Raw genomic sequence first — 21,650 nt, 5'->3', positions numbered from 1 at the left:
ATGAGCAAATTCTGGTCGCCGATCGTTTCCAGGCTCACACCCTATGTTCCGGGCGAGCAGCCGCGCATGGCCAATCTCGTCAAGCTCAACACCAATGAAAGTCCGTACGGTCCGTCGGAACAGGCGCTCGAGGCGATCCGGGCGGCGGCAAACGCCGAACTCCGGCTCTATCCGGATCCGGTCGCGCTGGGCCTGAGGGAGGCGATCGCCGCACGATGTGGCGTCTCGGCCGGGGAAGTCTTCGTCGGCAATGGCTCCGACGAGGTGCTGGCCCACGCCTTCGCCGCGCTGCTGAAGCACGACGAGCCGCTGCTCTATCCGGACATTTCCTACAGCTTCTATCCGACCTATGCGGGGCTTTTCGGCATCGATGCGATCGAAGTGCCGCTCAACACCGCATTCCGCATCGATATCGCCGACTATCGTCGCCCCTGCGGCGCAATCATCCTGCCCAACCCCAATGCGCCGACCGGCATCGGCCTGCCGCTTGGCGAGATCGAGCGGCTGGTCGCCGAACATCCCGACCAGACGGTGGTGATCGACGAGGCCTATATCGACTTCGGCGGCGAATCGGCGGCCGCGCTCGTTCCGAAATACGACAACCTGCTGGTCGTGCAGACCTTCTCCAAGTCCCGGGCTTTGGCCGGCCTGCGCGTCGGTTTCGCGATCGGCCAGCGGGTGCTGATCGAGGCGCTGGAGCGCGTCAAGGACAGTTTTAACTCCTATCCGCTCGGACGCGCCGCCCAGGCTGGCGCGACCGCCGCGATCAGGGACGAGGCATGGTTCGAGGCGACGCGCGGCAAGATCATCGCCACGCGTGCGCGGTTGACGAGCGAACTGGAGAAACGCGGCTTCGAAGTCCTGCCGTCGCAGGCGAACTTTATCTTCGCCCGCCATCCGGACCAGGCCGGTCAGACGCTCGCGGCCAAGCTGCGCGAGCGCGCAGTCATCGTCCGGCACTTCGCCAAGCCGCGGATTTCGGATTTCCTGCGCATCACCATCGGCACCGACGAGGAATGCGCCAGGCTGATTTCGGCGCTCGACGAGATTCTCTAGCCCTTCGGGTTGGCTGAAGCGGGCGGCCTGTTTGCTCGGCTGGCTTCGCCGTAGCGTTGGCTACGCCGCGCGCCAGCCGAGCAAGCATTCCGCTCCGCTTGAGCCAACAGAATGGTTCAATTTAACCAGGAAAGGCTAGCCCTTGGCTGCCGCGAGGGCCTCGGTTACTTTCCGTCCGGAACGACAAAATGGGTGGCGCCGCATGCTCGAACTCACGCCTTATCTTCCGCAGCTTCTGGTCGCCTGGACGGCCTATGTCATCGCCACCGCATCGCCAGGCCCGGCGGTTCTGGCGATCATCGCGACGTCGGTGAGCCAGGGGCGAAAGGCCGGGCTGGCGCTTGCCTTCGGCGTGCTGACCGGCAGCTACACCTGGGCGATGCTGACCGCCTCGGGCCTCTCGGCGCTCATCCGGACCTATGGCGAGGCGATCATCGTCCTGAAGATCGCCGGCGCCTGCTATCTCTTCTGGCTCGCCTACAATGCGCTGCGAGCAGCGATGCGAGGTGACACACCCCGGCCATCCCTTGGCGTTCCGTTGCAAATGTCGCTGAAGAAGCTCTATCTCAAGGGCCTCGGCATCCACCTGACCAATCCCAAGGCGATCTTCGCCTGGATTATGCTGGTGTCGCTCGGCATGCCGGAAGGGGCGCCGGTCGCCGTCACCGCCACCTTCATCGGCGGCTGCATGCTGATCGGCCTCGTCACCTTTTGCGGCTTTGCGATCGTCTTCTCGCTGTCGCCGGTGCACCGCGGCTATCTGAAATCGCGGCGGATCATCGAGAGCCTGATGGCCGGCTTCTTCGCCTTTGCCGGCCTGAAGCTTTTGACCACCCGGCTTTGATCGTTGCTGCTTACTCGGCTGCCGCCTGGCCGCGGCCGAAGCGTTTTTCGATATAGTCGGCGACGAGAAGCTGGAAGTCTTCGGCGATCTTCGGGCCACGCAAGGTCATTGCCTTCTGGCCGTCGATGAAGACCGGCGCGGCCGGCATCTCGCCGGTGCCGGGAAGCGAAATACCGATATCGGCATGCTTGCTCTCGCCCGGGCCGTTGACGATGCAGCCCATGACGGCGACCTTGAGCGCCTCGACGCCCGGATATTTCTCGCGCCAGACCGGCATGCTGGCGCGGATATCCTCCTGGATCTTCTGGGCGAGTTCCTGGAAGACCGTGGAGGTGGTGCGGCCGCAGCCGGGACAGGCGGCGACGACGGGGATGAACTGGCGGAAGCCCATGACCTGCAGGAGCTCTTGCGCCACCTGCACCTCGCGGGTGCGGTCGCCGCCGGGCTCGGGCGTCAGCGAAATCCGGATCGTGTCGCCGATGCCCTGCTGCATCAGGATGCCGAGCGAAGCCGAGGAGGCGACGATGCCCTTCGTCCCCATGCCAGCCTCGGTAAGGCCAAGATGCAGCGCATGGTCGGAGCGGGCGGCCAGCATCGCGTAGACGGCGATCAGGTCCTGGACGCCTGAAACCTTGGCGGAGAGAATGATGCGGTTGCGCGGCAGGCCGAGCTCCTCGGCAAGCTCCGCCGAGAGCAGCGCCGACTGCACGATCGTCTCGCGCGTCACCTGTTGCGCCGTCAGGGGCGAGCCCTTGGCCTGATTCTCATCCATCAGCCGCGTCAGGAGCTCCTGGTCGAGCGAGCCCCAGTTGACGCCGATGCGCACCGGCTTGTCGTAGCGGATCGCCATCTCGATGATCTCGGCGAACTGCTTGTCCTTCTTGTCCTTGAAGCCGACATTGCCCGGATTGATGCGGTATTTCGCCAGTGCTTCGGCGCAGGCCGGGTGATCGGCAAGCAGCTTGTGGCCGATATAGTGGAAATCGCCGACGAGCGGCACGTCCATGCCGAGGCGCAGCAGCCTATCGCGGATCTTCGGCACGGCGGCGGCGCTTTCGTCGCGGTCGACGGTGATGCGCACCAGTTCGGAGCCTGCCTTGTGGAGGGCCGCCACCTGCGCCACCGTCGCATCGATATCGGCCGTGTCCGTATTCGTCATCGACTGCACGACGACCGGCGCGCCACCGCCGACGATGACGCCGCCGACATCGACGGCAACCGACGGGCGGCGCGGCTTTGGCTCGAAATCGAAAGCAGAAGACATGAAGGCCTCTTCTTGGGGTCCCGGCGAGTTCGAAGCGGGATGCGGACGGCAGTCGCGTCCCGAGCTTTCGCCCTTCAGGTGGAGGAGGAAAGCCTGCTTGTCAACGGCAACATCACGCGCTGACGGCGAATTGATGGCGAGGGTCGTCGAGGCGGGTGATTGGCCCCGGCCTGCCGGCCACTTTCGCCTGTAAGCGTCGGCCTACGGGACGAGCCAGGTGCGAGGGCTAATCGATATCCGCCTATGAGCGGCCCTATTGCTCCGACAGTTTCATCTCGGGATGATAATCCGTGCCTTCCACCTCTTTCACCACTGCCTGGCCGCACAGCATATGCTGTGTATCGGCGTTGAAGGCATAGGCCGGCGGGCCGTGCAGACTCCAACCCTGGTTCAATGCCGCCGTCACCTTGTGGCAGAACGACGCGTCGTCGGGGCCGGTCAAAAATCGGTAGAGCTTCAAAATTTCGCCTTTCGTCTTTCGATGGTCTCCGCTTTCGCGGCGAGTTTCAGCGCCTGCTCGAGATGGAGCCGTTCGACCATGCGGCCGCCGAGATTGATCACGCCTTTGCCTGCATGTTCCGGCCGGGCAAAAGCGTCGATGATCGCGCGCGCCTCGTCAAGCGCCGCCTGGTCGATGCCGAAGCAGCGATTGGCCGCGTTGATCTGGGCGGGGTGGATCAGCATCTTGCCGTCATAGCCCATGTCGCGTCCCTGCCGGCATTCGGCCTCGAAACCCTCCGCATCGCGAAAATCGTTGAAGACCGCGTCGATGGCGTCGAGGCCGCTACCGCGGGCGGCGACGAGGACCTGCATCAGCCAGGGGACGAGATAGGTGCGGCCGGCGAGTGCGGCAACGCCCGTCTCCTTGCGCAGATCGTTGAGGCCGACGACGAAGCAATCGAGCCGGCCGCCGAAGGTGCGGCCCGTCTCGGCGATCGCCGGCGCGTTGATGACGCCGCGCCCCGTCTCGATCATCGCCCAGAGCCGCAAGCTCTCCGGCGCGTCGTTTTCAGACAGCCATTCAAGGATGCCTTGAATGTCGGCGGGGCTTTCGACCTTGGGCAGGAGGATCGCATCCGGGCTCGCCGCGACCGCGGCGACGAGATCCGCTTCGCTGAAACCCGATTCCGCCACATTGATGCGGATGATCGCTTCGCCGCCGGGCCGGTTTTCCGACAGGTGGCGGACAAGAGCGTCGCGGGCCTCGGCCTTGCGCTCGGGTGCTACGGCGTCCTCGAGGTCGAAGATCACCGCATCCGCGGCAAGGTCCTTGACCTTGGCAAGCGCACGGGCATTGTCCGCCGGCACGCAAAGCACGGAGCGGCGGAGCCGCGCGGGATGATGATTGGTCGCTCGACTCATGGGATTGGTTGTGCCCGCCTTTCGTGCCTTGCGCAAGTCGATGGGCCCTCTTGCAAGCGGTGCCGCAAGCCACCACATGCGTTTTAGAAAGGTGACGAACATGCAAAGCATTCGCTCTGTTCTTTTCACGGCCGCAGCCATTGCCATCACGTTTGCGGCCTTCGTGCTGACCGCGTCGCTCGCCCTGGCGCTTGCCGGCATTGCCGCCGTCATTGCGATCGGCAGTGCGATCGCCGCACGGTTCAACGCGAAGCCGATGCCGGCACGTGCCCGCGCGGCCGCTGCCGGCCAGCAGCGCGAAATGCGGATCTGGAACGACGGGCGCGGCACGATCATCGATCTCTGAATCGAGCCGGGAAGGTCCGCAAACGCAGATTCCCCTTCATTTCGGCGCAAAACTGATCTAAACGCTCTCCCAACATTTCCGCTGAAATCGAAGGCTAGACCATGGACAAGTTCGTCAAGCTCACCGGCGTTGCTGCGCCCCTGCCCGTCGTCAACATCGACACGGACATGATCATCCCGAAGGATTACCTGAAGACGATCAAGCGCACCGGGCTCGGCACGGGACTTTTCGCCGAGGCCCGCTACAACGAGGACGGCACGCCAAATCCGGATTTCGTGCTCAACAAGCCGGCCTACCAGAACGCCAAGATCCTGGTTGCCGGCGACAATTTCGGGTGCGGCTCCTCGCGCGAGCATGCGCCGTGGGCGCTCCTCGATTTCGGCATCCGCTGCGTTATCTCCACCTCGTTCGCCGACATCTTCTACAACAACTGCTTCAAAAACGGCATCCTGCCGATCGTTGTCAGCCAGGCCGACCTCGACAAGCTGATGGACGACGCCAACCGGGGTTCCAACGCCGTGTTGTCGATCGATCTGGAAGCCCAGGAAATCACCGGCCCCGACGGCGGCTCGATCAAGTTCGAGATCGATGCCTTCAAGCGCCACTGCCTGTTGAACGGTCTCGACGACATCGGCCTGACGCTCGAAAAGGCGAGCGCCATCGACAGCTTCGAGAAGAGGAACGCCGCGTCGCATCCCTGGGCCTGAGCGCTGATGGCGCGCAAGCTCATCTCTTCCGGTTCGCCTTTCGAGAAGACGGCGGGCTATTCGCGTGCCGTCGCAAAGGGCGACTGGTGCTTCGTCTCCGGCACGACCGGCTACGACTACGCAACCATGACCATGCCGGAGACGGTCGAGGAACAGGCGTGCAACTGCCTGAAGACGATCGAAGCCGCCTTGAAGGAAGCCGGCTTCTCGCTCGCCGATGTGGTGCGCAACCACTATTACGTCACCGACGCCAGCTTCGCCGACCGGGTCTTCCCGATCTTCGGCGAGATCTTCGGCGAGATCCGCCCGGCCGCGACGATGGTCGTCTGCGACCTGATCCGCCCGGAAATGCTGATCGAAATCGAGGTCACGGCGTTTCGCGGCTAAACGGGATCGGTCTTTGCCCGTATCGCACGTTCCTCCAAATTCGAGAGCAGCAGCCCCATGCACTTCGAAGGCACCGCCGAGTATATCGCCGACAAGGACTTGATGGTCGCCGTCAATGCGGCGATCCGGCTGGAGCGGCCGCTGCTCGTCAAGGGCGAGCCCGGCACCGGCAAGACCGAGCTTGCCCGCCAGATCGCCGCAGCGCTCGGCCTCGAACTCATCGAGTGGAACGTCAAGTCGACGACCAAGGCACAGCAGGGACTCTACGAATACGATGCCGTCTCCCGGCTGCGCGACAGCCAGCTCGGCGACGCCCGCGTCAATGACGTCGGGAACTATATCCGCAAAGGCAAGCTCTGGCAGGCGTTCCAGGCGTCTGAGAAGGCAGTGCTCTTGATCGACGAGATCGACAAGGCGGACATCGAATTCCCGAACGACCTGCTTCAGGAGCTCGACCGGATGGAGTTCCACGTCTACGAAACGGGCGAGACCATCCGCGCCCGGCACCGACCGATCGTCATCATCACCTCGAACAACGAGAAGGAATTGCCGGACGCCTTCCTGCGCCGCTGCTTCTTCCACTATATCCGCTTTCCCGATGCCGAGACGCTCGCCCGCATCGTCGAGGTTCATTATCCCGGCATCCGCAAGACCCTGCTTTCGGCGGCGCTCACCGCTTTCTACGGCATCCGCGAGGTGCCGGGCCTGAAGAAGAAGCCCTCGACCTCCGAGGCGCTCGACTGGATCCGCCTGCTGGTCGCCGACGAGATCGATCCGGCAGACTTGCGCGCCGATCCGAAATCGATTCTGCCGAAGCTGCACGGCGCGCTTCTGAAGAACGAGCAGGACGTCCATCTTTTCGAGCGGCTGGCCTTCATGGCGCGCCGTGACGGATGAGGCCGGACGCTCACAAGGTGCTGATCTACGCCACCTGGCGAGATTCGCTGCTGGTCTTCGATCAACCGGATTTTCCCGAGGTCGACCTGCAGGTGCCGGGCGGCACGATGGAGCCGGGCGAGAGCCCGAAAGCGGCCGCCCGCCGGGAGTTCTTCGAAGAGACCGGGCTGGCACCGCGGGAACCATTCGCCCAACTCGCCACATTGGACTACCGCTTCGTGAAGAGCGGCAGCGAGATCTGGCACCGGCGGCTCTATTTCCACACGGCCCTCGTCGGCGAGCAGCGGCAAAGCTGGCTGACGACGAAATGACGCCGGACAGCGGCGGTCCGCCGATCCGCTTTCGCTTCTTCTGGGTCAGCCAAAGCGATGCCAGCAGTCGATTGGGATATGGGATGAATGAAGCTCTGGCCTTGCTGCAAAAGCCAGCGGCAGTTGGCCCCTCTCCTCGGGTTTAACCCCGAGGACTAGCCCTCTCGCCGCAAGCGGGGCGAGGGGATGCGGGGCCGGATGAGGGGCCGCCGCAACATCCGCGAATCGTTTTTCATTGACCGCGCCGCCTCCGCCACGCTATCAAGCGATCCTGTGGTGATTTGGCCGGCCGGCTTGCAGCCACGTTAAAGAAATCGCTAAAGGGCCGAGGAACAACGGATTTCCGAGGACCGGTCGCGATCATCTCGCCGCCGGTTTTTTTGTATTGATCGAGTGGAACCATGCCCATCAAGATTCCGGATACGCTGCCCGCCTTCGAAACACTCGTCAACGAGGGCGTGCGGGTGATGACCGAGACCGCGGCGGTCCGCCAGGACATCCGCCCGCTGCAGATCGGGCTCTTGAACCTGATGCCCAACAAGATCAAGACGGAGATCCAGATCGCCCGGCTGATCGGCGCGACGCCGCTGCAGGTGGAGCTGACGCTGGTGCGCATCGGCGGCTACCGGCCGAAGAACACGCCCGAGGAACATCTGTTCGCCTTCTACGAGACCTGGGAGGAGGTGAAGGGCCGCAAGTTCGACGGCTTTATCATCACCGGCGCCCCGGTCGAGACGCTCGACTACGAAGAGGTCACCTATTGGGAGGAATTGAAGCGCATCTTGGACTGGACGACGACGCACGTGCATTCGACGCTGAACGTCTGTTGGGGCGCGATGGCGGCGATTTACCACTTCCACGGCGTGCCGAAGTATCCGCTCAAAGAAAAGGCCTTCGGCGTCTATCGCCACCAGAACCTCAAGCCTTCCTCCGTCTACCTGAACGGCTTTTCGGATGATTTCGCCGTCCCCGTGTCGCGCTGGACCGAGGTGCGCCGCGCCGACATCGATCGGGTGCCGAGCCTCGAGATCCTGATGGAATCGAAGGAGATGGGGGTTTGCCTGGTACACGAAAAGAAGGGCAACCGGCTCTACATGTTCAACCATGTCGAGTATGATTCGACCTCGCTGTCGGACGAATATTTCCGCGACGCGGATGCCGGCGTGCCGATCAAGCTGCCGCATGACTATTTCCCGCATAACGATTCGACTTTGCCGCCTCAGAACCGCTGGCGCAGCCATGCGCATCTGTTCTTCGGCAACTGGATCAACGAGATGTACCAGACGACATCCTACGAGCTCGAAAAGATCGGCACTGGAGAGTGATGTTCATCCCCTTCTTCCTCGAACTGAAGGCCGAGAAGGTCCCGGTAACGCTCCGGGAGTTTCTGTCGCTGATCGAGGGAATGGAGACGGGGATTGCCGCCTTCGACGTGGAGGCCTTCTATTTCCTGGCGCGCACGGCGCTCATCAAGGACGAGCGCTACATCGACCGCTTCGATCGGGTCTTCCGCCATCGCTTCGCAGGACTTGAGGCGGTTTCGCCGTCACAGGGTGTCGCCGAGGCGGAGATCCCCGAGGAATGGCTGAAGAAGCTCGCCGAGAAATATCTGAGCGAAGAGGAGAAGAAGCTCGTCGAGGCGCTCGGCGGCTTCGACAAGCTGATGGAGATGCTGCGCCAACGGCTTGCCGAGCAGGCCGGCCGTCACCAGGGCGGCTCGAAATGGATCGGTACGGCCGGCACCTCGCCCTTCGGCGCCTATGGCTACAATCCCGAGGGTGTCAGGATCGGTCAGGAGGGCTCGCGCCACCGCCGCGCCGTCAAGGTCTGGGATCGGCGGGAGTTCAAGGATAATGACGATACGGTCGAGCTCGGCACCCGCAACATCAAGGTCGCGTTGAAACGGCTCAGGCGCTGGGCGCCAGGGGGCGGCCGAGGAACTCGACCTTTCCGGCACGATCCGCTCGACCGCCGAGCACGGCTATCTCGACGTGGTGACCCGGCCGGAGCGGCGCAACGCCGTCAAGCTCCTGATGTTCTTCGATGTCGGCGGATCGATGGACGACCACATCCGTATCGTCGAGGAACTGTTCGCCGCGGCGCGCGCCGAGTTCCGCCACATGGACTATTTCTATTTCCACAATTGCGTCTATGAGGGCCTGTGGAAGGACAATCGCCGCCGCCGCGCCGACATCACCCGCACGGCGGAACTCCTGCGCACCTATGGCAGCGATTACCGCGCCATCTTCGTGGGCGACGCCGCTATGAGCCCTTACGAGATCAGCCATCCGGGCGGTTCGGTCGAGCACTGGAACGACGAGGCGGGGGCGCTTTGGCTCGAGCGCCTGACGACGCATTTCCCGCGTGCGATCTGGCTCAATCCGGTGCCGGAGGGTGACTGGCGCCACACCCATTCGACGGGCATGATCCGCGCGCTCTTTCACGGCCGCATGTTCCCGCTGACGCTTGCCGGCCTGCAGGCGGCGACGAAGGAATTGTCCCGCTGAATAGTCTGACTTTCCGGTTGCCGCACCGCCGGAAATGACGCAGTTTGTCGCCCGTTTGGACCGACGAAGCGAGGAGAGACAAGATGAGCGCTGACACGGAAATCTTCGGCCACCTGGCGTCGGGCGAACCGGTCCATCGGGTGACGCTCAAGGGCGGCGGGCTGACGGCGAAGGTGATCAGCTGGGGCTCGGTCATCCAGGACCTGCGGCTCGAGGGCCATGCGGCCCCGCTCGTGCTCGGTTTCGAGGATTTCGAAAGCTATCCAGCCCATTCCTCCTATTTCGGCGCCACGCCCGGCCGCAACGCCAACCGCATCGGCGACGGGCGCTTCGTGCTGGACGGCAAGGCCTACCAGCTCGAGCTCAACGAGAAGGGCGTTACGCATCTCCACGGCGGCAGCGACAATATCGGCAAGCGCAACTGGACGATCGTCGACGGGGCGGAAGACAGCGTGACGCTCAGGATCACCGATCCCGATGGTCGCGCCGGCTATCCGGGCAATTGCTCCGTCACCTGCATCTATACGCTGAAGCCGGGCGGCACGCTGAACGTTCTCTACGAAACCGAGACGGACGCGCCGACGCTCGCCAATCTCTGCCAGCACAGCTATTTCAACCTTGACGGCGGCGCCGACGCGTTCGGCCATGACATCATGATCGCCGCCGACCATTATCTTCCCACGGACGAGCGGCTGATCCCGACCGGCGAGATCCGCCCGGTCGCCGGCACCGCCTTCGATCTCCGCGAGATGACCTCGCTGCGGCGGCAGCTGGAGGGCGAGAAGATCGCCTATGACCACAATTTCTGCCTCTCGCCGGAGCGCATGCAGAAGCGCTCCGTGGCGCTGGCGCGCAGCATCAATTCCGGCGTGTCGCTGGAGGTGCTGACCACCGAACCCGGCGTCCAGCTCTATACCGGCAGCAAGCTGAACGTACCCGTCCCCGGCCTCGAGGGCCGCCGCTACGGCCCCTTCGCCGGCTTCTGCCTCGAAACGCAAATCTGGCCGGATGCGGTGAACCGCGAGGGTTTCCCGAAGGCGGTGCTGAGGCCCGGCGAAGTGCTCCGGCAGGAGACGGACTACGTTTTCGTGAAGAGCTAATATCGTAGCTCTGCCTAGCCTGAAAGTTAGGGCGGAACGCAGGCAAGCGACTTTGGAGAGCGAGGCCCCTTGAGTCGTCTGTAGGGGAATTAGCGCGCGCTCCACTGGCAATGTTTACGAGGGTCAACGCCCTATGCGTTTGCGAGAATAGGTAACCGCGCGGTAACCACGTCCTCTTTCGCAGCTTCCAGCCGACGTGACTTCGCGCGCGCCAGAAAAACACAAAAGCCCCGGAAAACCGAGGCTTTGAAGGTCTTGGAAGAATGGAGCGGGTGAAGCGATTCGAACGCTCGACCCCAACCTTGGCAAGGTTGTGCTCTACCCCTGAGCTACACCCGCTCATCAAACCCAGGTCCGGGGTAGTCTGTGGACCGTGGGTTGCCGCCCCGTCTTGCGGCGACCGGCGCTATATGGCCTAAGCATTTTTCAAATGCAACAGGGAAATAGCGTCGAAGGCAAGAAATTTTTCGGGCTAATCCCAAAAGCTCCTGCCGTGATCCCGGTCATTCGCTGTCGCCCTTGAGATTGCGCAAGCCGTCCCTTCCTCGTAAAGCAGGGGGAAATCTCGGGTGGCAGAAGGATCAAGAGCATGAGCGAGGCACAGCCGAAGACCGCGGAAGACCTGTTCCGCTTTCTCGACGAACTCGGAATCGAACACCGGACGAAGCGGCATGCGCCGGTCTTCACCGTGGCCGAATCGGTGGCGCTACGCGACGAAATTCCCGGCGGACATACAAAAAACCTGTTCCTGAAGGACAAAAAAGACAATTATTTCCTGCTGATCGTCGAGGAGAATGCGACGGTGGATCTGAAGACCATTCATCAGACCATCGGTGCGGCAAGCAAGGTCTCCTTCGGCAAGCCGGAGAAGCTGATGGAATATCTGGGCGTGATCCCCGGCGCCGTGACTGCCCTCGGGGCGATCAACGACACGTCGGGCAAGGTGAAGTTCATTCTCGACGAGGGGCTGATGGAATTCGACACGATCAACTGCCACCCGCTCTCGAACGACCAGACGACCTCGATCGCCGCCAAGGATATGCTGCGCTTCATGGAGGCAACCGGACACGAACCGCTTGTCTTGAAAGTGACGGCCTGACATACGATCTTTGGCGCGGAAACCATGAAGTCGGGCGACAAGCCCGCGAGGAGAGAAAATGGGCGGTAGCGACAATCCCTATGCAGGTTCCTTCGGCAACCAGATGACGGCCTCGGCGTCGTTCGGCGAGCAGCCGGCACCGAATGCCGCCGCCGCGGCCGGCGACCTGATCAAGGAGACGACGACCGCCAGCTTCGCGCGCGACGTGCTCGAGGCCTCGCGCCAGCAGCCGGTACTGGTCGATTTCTGGGCGCCCTGGTGCGGACCCTGCAAACAGCTGACGCCGATCATCGAGAAGGTGGTCAAGGAAGCAGCCGGCCGTGTGAAGCTCGTCAAGATGAACATCGACGACCATCCTTCGATCGCCGGCCAACTCGGTATCCAGTCGATCCCGGCGGTCATCGCCTTCGTCGGCGGGCGTCCGGTCGACGGCTTCATGGGCGCGATCCCCGAGAGCCAGATCAAGCAGTTCATCGACCGCATTGCCGGCCCGACCGTCGACGATTCCAAGGCCGAGGTCGAAGCGGTGCTTGCCGACGCCAAGGCGCTGCTCGAAGCGGGCGACGCGCAGAACGCCGCCGGCCTTTACGGTGCCGTGCTGCAGGCGGAGCCGGAAAATACCGATGCAATCGCCGGCATGGTCGAATGCATGATCGCGCTCGGCCAGCTTGCCGAGGCGCGCCAGGCGCTTTCGCAATTGCCGGAGGAACTCGGCAAGGCCGCTTCCATCAGCGCCGTTTCGAAGAAGCTCGACCAGATCGAAGAGGCCCGCAAACTCGGCGATCCGGTTCAGCTGGAGCATCAGCTGGCACTTAACCCCGACGATCACGCGGCGCGGCTGAAGCTTGCCAAGATCCGCAATGTCGAAGGCGACAGGACCGGTGCGGCCGACCATCTCTTGCTGATCATGAAGCGCGATCGCAGCTTTGAGGACGACGCCGCCCGGCGCGAACTCCTGTCCTTCTTCGAAGTCTGGGGGCCGAAGGATCCGGCGACGATTGCCGCCCGCCGCAAGCTTTCCGCGCTTCTCTTCTCCTGACCGGTTGGCGTCAGCAAGCGGACCTGCTTTTTGCGTCGCCGATCGCAGCTTTCTTCTTGAGATTTTCGAGGGATGCACCATCTCTTGAGCGTGCGGCCCACGCTCTGCGACGGGGACGCCGTGATCTTCAGGGGCATTCGGAAATGCATGTCGGAAATGCGCGCTATCTCAGTCCGAAGGATCTGCCGGAGATAATTCCGGTCTTCCCCCTGACGGGCGCGCTGCTGCTTCCGGGTGCACAGCTTCCACTCAATATCTTCGAACCGCGCTACCTCGCAATGTTCGACGACGCGCTCTCCGGTGACCGGCTGATCGGCATCGTCCAACCCTCCTTTGCCGAAGGTCGCAGCGACATCGATTCCTCGCCGGTGCCGGCCCTATGCCAGGTCGGCTGCATCGGCCGCATCACCTCCTTCGCCGAGACCGGCGACGGCCGCTATATCACGTCGCTCACCGGCGTCTGCCGCTACAGGCTCTTTTCCGAAATTTCCGGCGTGCGCGGCTATCGGCGTTTCCGCATCGGCCCCTTTGCGGCCGATCTCGAGGGGCCCGACGACGAAGCCCTCGTCGATCGCGAGGCGCTGCTCGCCGCCTTCCGCGCCTATCTCGACGCCAACAAGCTGGAAGCGGACTGGGAAAGTGTCGAACGGGCCAGCAACCGTACGCTCGTCAATTCGATGGCGATGATGTCGCCCTATGGGCCGGCGGAGAAACAGGCGCTGCTGGAAGCGCCCGATCTCAGGACGCGCGCCGAAACGCTGATCGCGATCACCGAGATCGTGCTCGCCCGCAATTTCGGCGATTTCGACAACATTCTGCAGTGAAGACGAAGCCATGGACGCAAATGCCAGCAGGGTCGATCCGAAACTCCTCGAACTGCTCGTCTGCCCGCTGACGAAGGGGCGGCTGCGCTACGATGCCGAGGCCCATGAGCTGGTCTCGGAAAAGGCGCGGCTTGCCTATCCGATTCGCGACGGCGTGCCGATCATGCTGGTCTCGGAGGCGCGCAAGATCGAGGATTAGCGCGGAATTCTGCCCCTAACCCCTCTCCCCGCAGGCGAGGGAGGTGACTTCGGAGCGTGCAACGGGTTTCCTTCGCTCCGCTCGCGGGGGAGAAGGTGGCCGGCAGGCCGGATGAGGGGCAAATTTGTGATCGGAAAAGCTGCTGCTAGGCTACCCGCCGACGTGCTCGACGCTGGCCTCGATCCGTTCCATGTCGTCGTCGGAAAGACCGAAATGGTGGCCGATCTCGTGGATCAGCACATGGGTGATGATGTCGCCCAGGGTCTCCTCGTTCTCCGCCCAGTAGTCGAGGATCGGACGGCGGTAGAGCGTGATCCGGTTCGGGAACTGGCCGGTCTCCATGGTGAAGCGTTCACCGATGCCGCGGCCTTCGAACAGGCCGAGAAGGTCGAAAGGCGTCTCGAGCGCCATGTCTTCGAAGACGTCGTCGCTTGGAAAATCGGCAACTTCGATGATGAGGTCCGTCGTCAGCTTGCGGAATTCTTGCGGCAGGTGGCTAAAGGCTTCAAACGCAAGCTGTTCGAATGTGGTAAGCGTCGGTGCGTGGCGTTCCCGCCAATCCTCGGTCTGGTCAATGCGGGCCATAGGCACTCCTTGTTGCCCTCATATAGCGATTTCTCGTTTGTTTTTCGAGTGTTGAATTCTGCTCGAGCAGGGATGAGGAATAAATTCTTATCCTTTGCTGTTGACTCTTCCCCCAAGCTCTGGAATCCATAAGAACATAACATGAACATTTGATGGGAGGTTGACCGTCATGGCCGAGAACGCCGTGCAACGGCAAACCATTCTTTCCCTTCGTGACACCATATCACGGATTGAAAATTGCAACTTGCCTGGAATTGTGCGGACCGCCAAGGCGGCCGATGCCGCCGGCTTTCGGCGCGGCAGGGAAGGAACCTTGCATCGCAAGGTCCTGCCGCTCGGGATTGCGCCGCTCGACGATGTCCTCAAGGGCGGGCTGCCGCTCGAAGGCCTGATGGAAATCCGCAATGCCGAAACCCGCGATGCGGGCGCGGCCGCCGGCTTCGTGGCGGCGCTTGCGGTGCTTTATCAACGGGAAAGGAAGGAGAAAGGCCATCTCGCCCCGGTGCTCTGGATCAGCCAGGCGCTTGCTTCCCGCGAGGCGGGGCAGCTCTATGCGCCCGGCCTCAAGTCCTACGGGCTCGACCCGGAGCGCTTCCTCTTCGTCTCAGTGCGCACCGTCAAGGATGCGCTGTGGGTTACCGAAACAGCACTTTCGGTGCCGGTCTTCGCCGCGGTCGTTCTGGAAATCCGCGGCAATCCCGCCAGCCTCGCCTTGAGCGAGAGCCGGCGCCTGCATGTCCGGGCCCGGGCCGGCGGCGTGCCTCTCCTTCTCCTCCGCCAGGCGGGCGAGGAGGAGGCGAGCAGCGCCTTCTTCCGGTTCCAGATCAAGCCGGCGCCGGCCGGCGAACGTCCTCTCCCCGATGGTTCGGTGCTTTGCGGCAGCTTCGATCATCCCGCCTTTCACCTCCATGTCGAAAAAAGCAGGGCTTACGGCTCTGCCGGCATTTTTCTGGAATGGAACGCCCATGACCGCCGCTTCTACCCCCTCGACGAGCGCCGGAGCGCCGCTCTTCAAGCCCACGGACAGCCAGAGAATCCTGTCGATCCACTTTCCGCATCTGCCGGCCGATCGCATCGCACGCAGCCGCTGGGGCGCCTCCTGGCTTTCGCGCGGGCGTCCTGATCATCCGCCGGTGGCTTTTGCCGCCAAGGTCGACAATGCCATGCGCCTCGTCGCGCTCGACACGCTTGCCGAGTGCATCGGCCTGAAGCGCGGCCAGGGGGCTGCGGAGGCTCGCGCCATGTGCCCGGCGCTCGACGTGATCGCCGCCGATCCGGCGGCGGACCAGGCCTTCCTGGAAGGGCTTGCCGATTGGTGCGACCGCTATACGCCGCTCGTCGCGCTCGATGGAAAGGACGGCCTGTTCCTCGATATCACCGGCTGTGCTCATCTGCATGGCGGCGAGAAGGGGCTCGTCAGCGACGTCTTGTCCCGGCTTTTTTCGCTCGGCGTCGAAGCGCGGGCGACCGTCTCCTCCGCTGCTGGCCTTTCCTGGGCGGTTGCCCGCTATGGCAGTGCCGACGTCATCGAACCGGGAGAGGCCGACCGGGTTCTTGCCCCTTTGCCGGTCGCTGCGCTGCGCCTGCCGGCGGAAACCGCCGCCGCGCTCGAACGGGTCGGGCTGAAGCAGATCGGCGATCTTCTCGAAGCGCCGCGCGCGCCGCTCGCCCGCCGCTTCGGTTCCCTTCTTCTCCTCAAGCTCGACCAGGCGAGAGGCGAGGCGGACGAACCTTTATCGCCCCGCCTGCCGGTGCCGAGCTTTTCCGCCGAGCGCCGGCTCGCCGAGCCGCTTATGGACGAGGAATACATTCTCGAACTGGCACGGCACCTTGCCAAGGACGTCCGCGCCTCGCTGGAGCGGCATGGCGAAGGCGGGCGGCTGTTCGAGCTCCTCCTGTTTCGCGTCGATGGACGGGTGTTCCGCGTCCGGGCGCATGCGGCCATCCCGTTGAATGATGCCGATCGCATTGCGGCGCTCTTTCGCGAACGGCTGCAGGCGCTTCATGACGATCTCGATGCCGGATATGGTTTCGAAATCCTGAGGCTCGCGGTTTTGCGCAGCGAAAGGCTCGATCCGGCACAGCAGGATTTTTCCGGCGTGCCCGAGGAAAGCCAGCCGCTTGCCGCCTTCATCGACAAGGTTTCCGCCCGTTTCGGTCCCGATTGCCTGATGCAGGCGAGCCTGGCCGAAAGCCACCTGCCGGAACGGGCGGGCGGGTTTGCCGCCGTTCGGGATGTGGCGGCGGTGATGGGGTCCCCTGCCTCTGACGACAAGTTTTTTGCAGGCCAGCCTTTTCCTGAAAACCGCCCGCTTCGGATTTTCAGCTATCCCGAACTGGTGGAGGCGACGGCCGAGGTTCCGGACGGCGCCCCGCGCGGCTTCAACTGGCGCAAGACCCAGTATCGCGTCGCCCGCGCCGAGGGGCCGGAGCGGATCGCCGCCGAATGGTGGATCGACGGCGAGGGGCATCCGACCCGCGACTATTTCCGGGTCGAGGATCAGCAGGGCCGCCGCTTCTGGCTGTTCCGCGAAGGCCTCTACGGAAGGGAAGTCGCCGCGGCCCGATGGTTCATGCACGGAGTGTTCGCATGAGCGAGGAGCCGATCTTCTACGAGCTTGGGGCGCGCACGAATTTCTCCTTCCTCGAGGGGGCGGCGCCGGCCGAGGAGATGATCGTCTTTGCCAGGAAGGCCGGGCTTTCGGGTCTCGGCATCGCCGATCGCAACAGCGTGGCCGGTGTCGTCCGTGCCCATGGCAAGGCGAAAGTGGAGGGTTACCCTTTCCAGCCGGGGGCCCGCCTGGTTTTTGCCGACGGCACGCCGGATATTCTCGCCTATCCCCGAAACAGGTCGGGTTGGGGGCATCTTTGCCGTCTGCTCAGCACCGGCAATCTGCGCTCGAAGAAGGGCGATTGCACGCTTTATCTCGCCGATCTCCTCGAATGGCAGGAGGAGCTTCTCCTGATCGCCATGCCGGGCGAGGGTCGGCCGCAGCCGGAAGCCATGCGCACGCTTCTCGAAAAATTGCAGGAGCATGTAGGCAACCGGCTCTATCTTGGTCTGGCGCCCCGTTATGACGGTTTCGACCGGCATGACTTCGCCGTCCTCGCCGCAGTCGCCAGGAGCCTGGATGTCCGGCTTCTGGCCACCAATGACGCGCTCTATCACGATCCGCATTACAGGCCGCTTGCGGATGTCGTAACCGCCATTCGCGAACATGTGACGATCGCCAGCGCCGGCTTCCTCCTCCAGAAGAACGCCGAAAGGCACCTGAAGAGCCCGAAGGAGATGGCACGGCTTTTCCGCGACTATCCCGAAGCGATCGCCAATGCGGGCAAATTCTTCAAGCGGCTTTCCTTCAGCCTCGACGAACTCAGCCACCAATATCCGGACGAAAACGCCGAGGGCGAGACGCCGGCTGAAAGCTTGCGAAGGCTGGTCGCGAAAGGCGCGCTGGAGCGTTACCCGACGGGCGTGCCGGAAAAGGTCCAGCGGCAGATCGAGTACGAACTCGAACTCATTCACGACAAGAAATACGAGCCCTATTTCCTGACCGTGCACAAGCTGGTGAAATTTGCCCGCAGCGTGAACATTCTCTGTCAGGGGCGGGGGTCTGCGGCCAATTCCTCGGTCTGTTTCTGTCTCGGCATCACCGATGTCGATCCGCAGAAGTTCACGCTGCTGTTCGACCGCTTCCTGTCGCGCGACCGCGACGAGCCGCCCGATATCGATGTCGACTTCGAGCACGAGCGGCGCGAGGAGGTCATCCAATATATCTACCGGACCTATGGCAAGGAGCATGCCGGGCTCACCGCCGCGGTGATCAGCTATCGCTCGCGTTCGGCCGGGCGCGAGGTCGCCAAGGCCTTTGGCCTGTCGGAGGATGTGCAATCCGCTCTCGTCAGTTCGATCTGGGGCTGGGGAACTTCGCCCTTCACCGAAGATCAGGCCAAGGGGGCGGGCCTCGACGTGGCGGATCCGCTCACCAGACGCGTTCTTGCCTATGCCAGCCTTCTCATGAATTTCCCGCGGCATCTCTCCCAGCATGTCGGCGGCTTCGTCATCACCCGCGACAGGCTCGACGAGGTCGTGCCGATCATGAACACGGCCATGCCCGACCGCTACATGATCGAATGGGACAAGGACGATCTCGACCAGTTGAAGATCCTCAAGGTCGATGTGCTGGCGCTCGGCATGCTGACCTGCCTCGCCAGGGCCTTCAAGTTCCTGGAAGCCCATTACGGTGAACGAAAAACGCTCGCCGAACTCTACCAGGATCAGCGAGAAGCAGTTTACGACATGATCTGCCGCGCCGATACGGTGGGGGTGTTCCAGATCGAAAGCCGGGCGCAGATGAGCATGCTGCCGCGCCTACGCCCACGCGAAATGTACGATCTGGTGATCGAGGTCGCGATCGTCCGGCCCGGCCCCATCCAGGGCAACATGGTGCATCCCTATCTGAAGAGGCGCGAGGCGCAGCGCCGGGGAGAGGCGGTCGACTATCCGAGTCCGGAATTGAAGGCGGTGCTGGAAAGGACGCTGGGCGTGCCGCTGTTCCAGGAACAGGCGATGCAGATCGCCATCACCGCTGCAGGCTTCTCGCCCAGCGAAGCCGATCGCCTGCGCCGCGCTATGGCGACCTTCAAGAGGACCGGCACGATCCATACTTTCGAACGGAAGATGATCGATGGCATGGTCAGGAACGGCTATGACAGGGAGTTCGCCGAACGTTGCTTCAACCAGATCAAGGGTTTCGGCGAATATGGCTTTCCCGAGAGCCATGCCGCCTCCTTCGCCTCCCTCGTCTATGCCTCCTCCTGGTTCAAAGCCTACTACCCGGATGTCTTCTGCGCCGCGCTGCTGAATTCGCAGCCGATGGGCTTCTATGCGCCCGCCCAGCTCGTGCGCGATGCCCGCGAACACGGGGTCAGGATGCTGCCGGTCGACGTCAACCACTCGGACTGGGATGCCCTGCTCGAAGGCGATGGGATGTTCCACAAGGAGGCGATCGATCCGCGTCATGCCGATATGCGGGATGTCATCCAATCAAGGAAGGCGGTGCGGCTGGGGTTTCGGCTGGTCAAGGGCGTGCGGCAACCGGATATGGAGGCGCTCGTGGCGCGCCGCGGCGAGGGATATGGTTCCGTCCACGATCTCTGGATCCGTTCCGGCCTGTCCCGGGCCGTGCTGGAGCGCCTTGCGGATGCGGATGCCTTCCGCTCCATCGGGCTCGATCGGCGAAGAGCACTCTGGGCGGTGAAGGCTCTAAACGAGCAGTCGGCGGTCGAGCGCCTGCCGCTTTTCGACGGAGCGGGCTCCGCGGACCTGCAGGTCGAACCGGCGGTCGCCCTGCCGGCCATGCCCGCGGGCGAGCATGTCATCCATGACTATCGGTACCTGACGCTTTCCCTGAAGGCGCATCCGGTTTCCTTCATGCGGGAGGATTTCGCGCGCATGGGCATCCTTTCCAGCCGTGACCTTGCAAGGACCCCGGCCGGAAGACGGGTGACGGTGGCAGGCCTCGTGCTGGTCCGCCAGCGGCCGGGCTCCGCCAACGGCGTCATCTTCATGACGATCGAGGACGAAACCGGTGTCGCCAACATCATCGTCTGGGAAAAGACGTTCCAGACATACCGGCGGCAGGTCATGGGATCGCGGCTCGTGAAGGTGCGCGGCCGCTTACAGAGCGAAAGCGGCGTCATCCATGTGGTCGCCGAGTATATGGAAGACATGACGCCGATGCTCGGTCTCCTGCGCAACGAGGCCAGGCGTTTCGGAGCCAATGATCGGGCCGATGAGGCGCTGCGGCCGACTGCGGATGCCCGCGACAAGAAGGCACTCCGGCAAATGCGTCTGGCCCCGCCTGCGCACGAGGGGCCGAAAGCTTCGGAGGCGGGGAGCGAGGTGGCCGAGGTCATGCCGAAGGGACGCAATTTCCATTGAGCCTCCCGTCAACTACCGACGATCGTTGCATCGTCGATTCACCCACAACTTTTGCCTCCGGAATTGCCTGTGTAAAAATGTCGCAGGCTGCCCTACATATAATTTGCAAGCCATGGGAGAAAAATCCTCGCCTTATAATCGCCTAATCTAATGAAAACGCGAACTTTTTCCTCAAGATTAGAACCGCTCTAATATGCTTCGCAACTTTATGGAGAGGAGTTTTTTGTTGACGGCAAATATCCTCTTTTGCTTTATCGCAAAATCAGGATGTTGCGTGTGACAGGCAAGACGAAATGTTGGTTTGCAGCTGCAATTTCATCACCGAAGAAGAGATCGAGGATACGATCATCGGCCTCCTCGATGAGGACTGTTGGCAGCTGATCGTGCCGGCGAAAGTCTATCACGCGATGGAAAAGCGCGGCCGCTGCTGCGGCTGTTTTCCCAATGTCGTCGACATCATCATCCGTACCACCGAGCAATATCACGCCCGTCGCGACTCGACGGATGCCGAGATATTTGATTTCATGACCCGCCTAAAACAATTCCACGAAGAAAACCGGAGGGCGGATCTTGAAAGGCGACGCAAAGGTCATCGAGCAGCTTAACGAAGCGCTCTTTCTCGAACTCGGTGCCGTAAACCAGTACTGGGTGCATTACCGCCTTCTCGAAGACTGGGGCCACACGCTGCTCGCCAAGAAGGAGCGTGAGGAATCCATCGAGGAAATGCACCACGCCGATAAACTCATCGCACGCATCATCTTCCTCGAAGGCCATCCGAACCTGCAGACGGTCGCACCGTTGCGCATCGGTCAGAATGTCAAGGAAGTGCTCAAGGCCGATCTCGCCGGCGAATACGACGCTCGCACGGCCTACAAGAATTCCCGCGATGTCTGTCACGCGGCTGGCGACTATGTCTCGATGAAGCTCTTCGAGGAACTGCTCGCAGACGAGGAGGGCCATATCGACTTCCTCGAGTCGCAGCTCCAGCTGCTCGACACGATTGGCGAGGAGAAATACGGGCAGCTCAACGCCGCCCCGGCCAACGAAGCCGAGTAATATCGGCTCGATCTCAACGGAGCGCCGCGCGTTGCGAACGCGCGGCGCTTTTTTTCACCGATGAAAAGGCGGGTTGCGTTTTCTGGTTCCACCTGCGGGGAGATGGCCCGGCAGCGGAATGCG

At 62.8% G+C, this 21,650-nt stretch carries 21 protein-coding genes, 1 tRNA gene, 2 pseudogenes and 1 riboswitch; of the genes and pseudogenes, 19 read left to right on the top strand and 5 right to left on the bottom strand.

Annotated elements, in window-relative coordinates; all coding sequences use genetic code 11:
* Positions 1–1,056, top strand: a complete 1,056-nt coding sequence (gene hisC / locus CO676_RS12160; RefSeq protein ID WP_097521268.1) for a histidinol-phosphate transaminase — start codon at positions 1–3, stop codon at positions 1,054–1,056.
* Positions 1,057–1,258: 202 nt separating this feature from the next.
* Positions 1,259–1,900, top strand: a complete 642-nt coding sequence (locus CO676_RS12155; RefSeq protein WP_097521267.1) for a LysE family translocator — start codon at positions 1,259–1,261, stop codon at positions 1,898–1,900.
* A 10-nt stretch (positions 1,901–1,910) separates the two neighbouring features.
* Here CO676_RS12155 and ispG read toward each other — a convergent pair whose 3' ends face one another.
* The 3 genes from ispG to CO676_RS12140 all read right to left on the bottom strand — a co-directional run bounded on the left by ispG (position 1,911) and on the right by CO676_RS12140 (position 4,526).
* A complete protein-coding gene (gene ispG, locus CO676_RS12150; protein WP_014766323.1) occupies positions 1,911–3,164 on the bottom strand; it encodes a flavodoxin-dependent (E)-4-hydroxy-3-methylbut-2-enyl-diphosphate synthase in 1,254 nt (417 codons plus the stop codon).
* Positions 3,165–3,417: 253 nt separating this feature from the next.
* Positions 3,418–3,624, bottom strand: a complete 207-nt coding sequence (locus CO676_RS12145) for a DUF1737 domain-containing protein (RefSeq protein WP_097521266.1) — start codon at positions 3,622–3,624, stop codon at positions 3,418–3,420.
* Positions 3,621–4,526, bottom strand: a complete 906-nt coding sequence (locus CO676_RS12140) for a CoA ester lyase (RefSeq protein WP_097521378.1) — start codon at positions 4,524–4,526, stop codon at positions 3,621–3,623. The genes CO676_RS12145 and CO676_RS12140 overlap by 4 nt, the downstream gene beginning before the upstream one ends.
* A 100-nt stretch (positions 4,527–4,626) precedes the next feature.
* Between CO676_RS12140 and CO676_RS12135 the strand changes: the two genes are divergently transcribed.
* The 8 genes and pseudogenes from CO676_RS12135 (at position 4,627) to CO676_RS12100 (ending at position 10,781) form a co-directional block, all read left to right on the top strand.
* Complete coding sequence (locus tag CO676_RS12135; protein ID WP_041414755.1) at positions 4,627–4,872, top strand: hypothetical protein; 246 nt, start codon at positions 4,627–4,629, stop codon at positions 4,870–4,872.
* 101 nt (positions 4,873–4,973) lie between these two features.
* Positions 4,974–5,579: a 3-isopropylmalate dehydratase small subunit gene (gene leuD, locus CO676_RS12130; protein WP_097521265.1), complete on the top strand. Its 606-nt coding sequence runs from the start codon at positions 4,974–4,976 to the stop codon at positions 5,577–5,579.
* Positions 5,580–5,585: 6 nt separating this feature from the next.
* Complete coding sequence (locus tag CO676_RS12125) at positions 5,586–5,966, top strand: RidA family protein (protein WP_097521264.1); 381 nt, start codon at positions 5,586–5,588, stop codon at positions 5,964–5,966.
* A 57-nt stretch (positions 5,967–6,023) separates the two neighbouring features.
* A complete protein-coding gene (locus tag CO676_RS12120) occupies positions 6,024–6,863 on the top strand; it encodes a MoxR family ATPase (protein ID WP_097521263.1) in 840 nt (279 codons plus the stop codon).
* A pseudogene (locus tag CO676_RS12115) lies at positions 6,860–7,320 on the top strand (NUDIX domain-containing protein). The gene CO676_RS12120 and the pseudogene CO676_RS12115 overlap by 4 nt, the downstream one beginning before the upstream one ends.
* A gap of 117 nt (positions 7,321–7,437) precedes the next feature.
* A riboswitch (SAM riboswitch) is annotated at positions 7,438–7,515 on the top strand.
* A 60-nt stretch (positions 7,516–7,575) separates the two neighbouring features.
* Positions 7,576–8,499 carry a homoserine O-succinyltransferase gene (gene metA / locus CO676_RS12110; protein WP_014766317.1) on the top strand — a complete coding sequence of 308 codons (924 nt, stop codon included), beginning with the start codon at positions 7,576–7,578 and terminating at the stop codon, positions 8,497–8,499.
* Positions 8,499–9,681, top strand: a pseudogene (locus CO676_RS12105) (VWA domain-containing protein). Before metA ends, CO676_RS12105 begins: the two are co-directional and overlap by 1 nt.
* Positions 9,682–9,764: 83 nt before the next feature.
* Positions 9,765–10,781, top strand: coding sequence for an aldose epimerase family protein (locus CO676_RS12100; RefSeq protein ID WP_097521262.1), 1,017 nt, complete (start codon positions 9,765–9,767; stop codon positions 10,779–10,781).
* A gap of 264 nt (positions 10,782–11,045) precedes the next feature.
* Here the strand turns inward: CO676_RS12100 and CO676_RS12095 are convergent.
* Positions 11,046–11,120 (bottom strand) — tRNA-Gly (locus CO676_RS12095).
* A gap of 250 nt (positions 11,121–11,370) precedes the next feature.
* On the opposite strand from CO676_RS12095, the gene CO676_RS12090 reads away from it, so the two are divergent.
* From CO676_RS12090 to CO676_RS12075, 4 genes are all read left to right on the top strand, one after another.
* Positions 11,371–11,880, top strand: coding sequence for a prolyl-tRNA synthetase associated domain-containing protein (locus CO676_RS12090; protein WP_014766315.1), 510 nt, complete (start codon positions 11,371–11,373; stop codon positions 11,878–11,880).
* 58 nt (positions 11,881–11,938) lie between these two features.
* Entirely contained in the window at positions 11,939–12,919 is a 981-nt protein-coding gene (gene trxA, locus CO676_RS12085) for a thioredoxin (protein ID WP_014766314.1), read from the top strand.
* A gap of 143 nt (positions 12,920–13,062) precedes the next feature.
* Complete coding sequence (locus CO676_RS12080; RefSeq protein WP_014766313.1) at positions 13,063–13,743, top strand: LON peptidase substrate-binding domain-containing protein; 681 nt, start codon at positions 13,063–13,065, stop codon at positions 13,741–13,743.
* Between the two features lie 10 nt (positions 13,744–13,753).
* Entirely contained in the window at positions 13,754–13,942 is a 189-nt protein-coding gene (locus CO676_RS12075) for a Trm112 family protein (protein ID WP_012709672.1), read from the top strand.
* A 150-nt stretch (positions 13,943–14,092) separates the two neighbouring features.
* Here CO676_RS12075 and CO676_RS12070 read toward each other — a convergent pair whose 3' ends face one another.
* Positions 14,093–14,527, bottom strand: coding sequence for a metallopeptidase family protein (locus CO676_RS12070; protein ID WP_014330104.1), 435 nt, complete (start codon positions 14,525–14,527; stop codon positions 14,093–14,095).
* Between the two features lie 169 nt (positions 14,528–14,696).
* On the opposite strand from CO676_RS12070, the gene CO676_RS36030 reads away from it, so the two are divergent.
* The 5 genes from CO676_RS36030 (at position 14,697) to bfr (ending at position 21,527) form a co-directional block, all read left to right on the top strand.
* Positions 14,697–15,650, top strand: a complete 954-nt coding sequence (locus tag CO676_RS36030) for a hypothetical protein (protein WP_245424305.1) — start codon at positions 14,697–14,699, stop codon at positions 15,648–15,650.
* Positions 15,562–17,121: a DNA polymerase Y family protein gene (locus CO676_RS12065; RefSeq protein ID WP_280952035.1), complete on the top strand. Its 1,560-nt coding sequence runs from the start codon at positions 15,562–15,564 to the stop codon at positions 17,119–17,121. Before CO676_RS36030 ends, CO676_RS12065 begins: the two co-directional genes overlap by 89 nt.
* Positions 17,118–20,471, top strand: a complete 3,354-nt coding sequence (locus CO676_RS12060; RefSeq protein WP_097521260.1) for an error-prone DNA polymerase — start codon at positions 17,118–17,120, stop codon at positions 20,469–20,471. Before CO676_RS12065 ends, CO676_RS12060 begins: the two co-directional genes overlap by 4 nt.
* 293 nt (positions 20,472–20,764) lie before the next feature.
* On the top strand, positions 20,765–21,076 hold the full coding sequence (locus CO676_RS12055) for a (2Fe-2S)-binding protein (protein ID WP_097521259.1): 312 nt from the start codon (positions 20,765–20,767) through the stop codon (positions 21,074–21,076).
* Positions 21,042–21,527, top strand: coding sequence for a bacterioferritin (bfr, locus tag CO676_RS12050; RefSeq protein WP_014766309.1), 486 nt, complete (start codon positions 21,042–21,044; stop codon positions 21,525–21,527). Before CO676_RS12055 ends, bfr begins: the two co-directional genes overlap by 35 nt.
* Positions 21,528–21,650 lie beyond the last annotated feature (123 nt).

The sequence above is a fragment of the Sinorhizobium sp. BJ1 genome, assembly GCF_002531555.1.
GTDB lineage: Bacteria > Pseudomonadota > Alphaproteobacteria > Rhizobiales > Rhizobiaceae > Sinorhizobium > Sinorhizobium fredii_B.
Note: the sequence above shows the minus strand (reverse complement) of the source record. Positions and strands in the feature narration are given on the sequence as shown.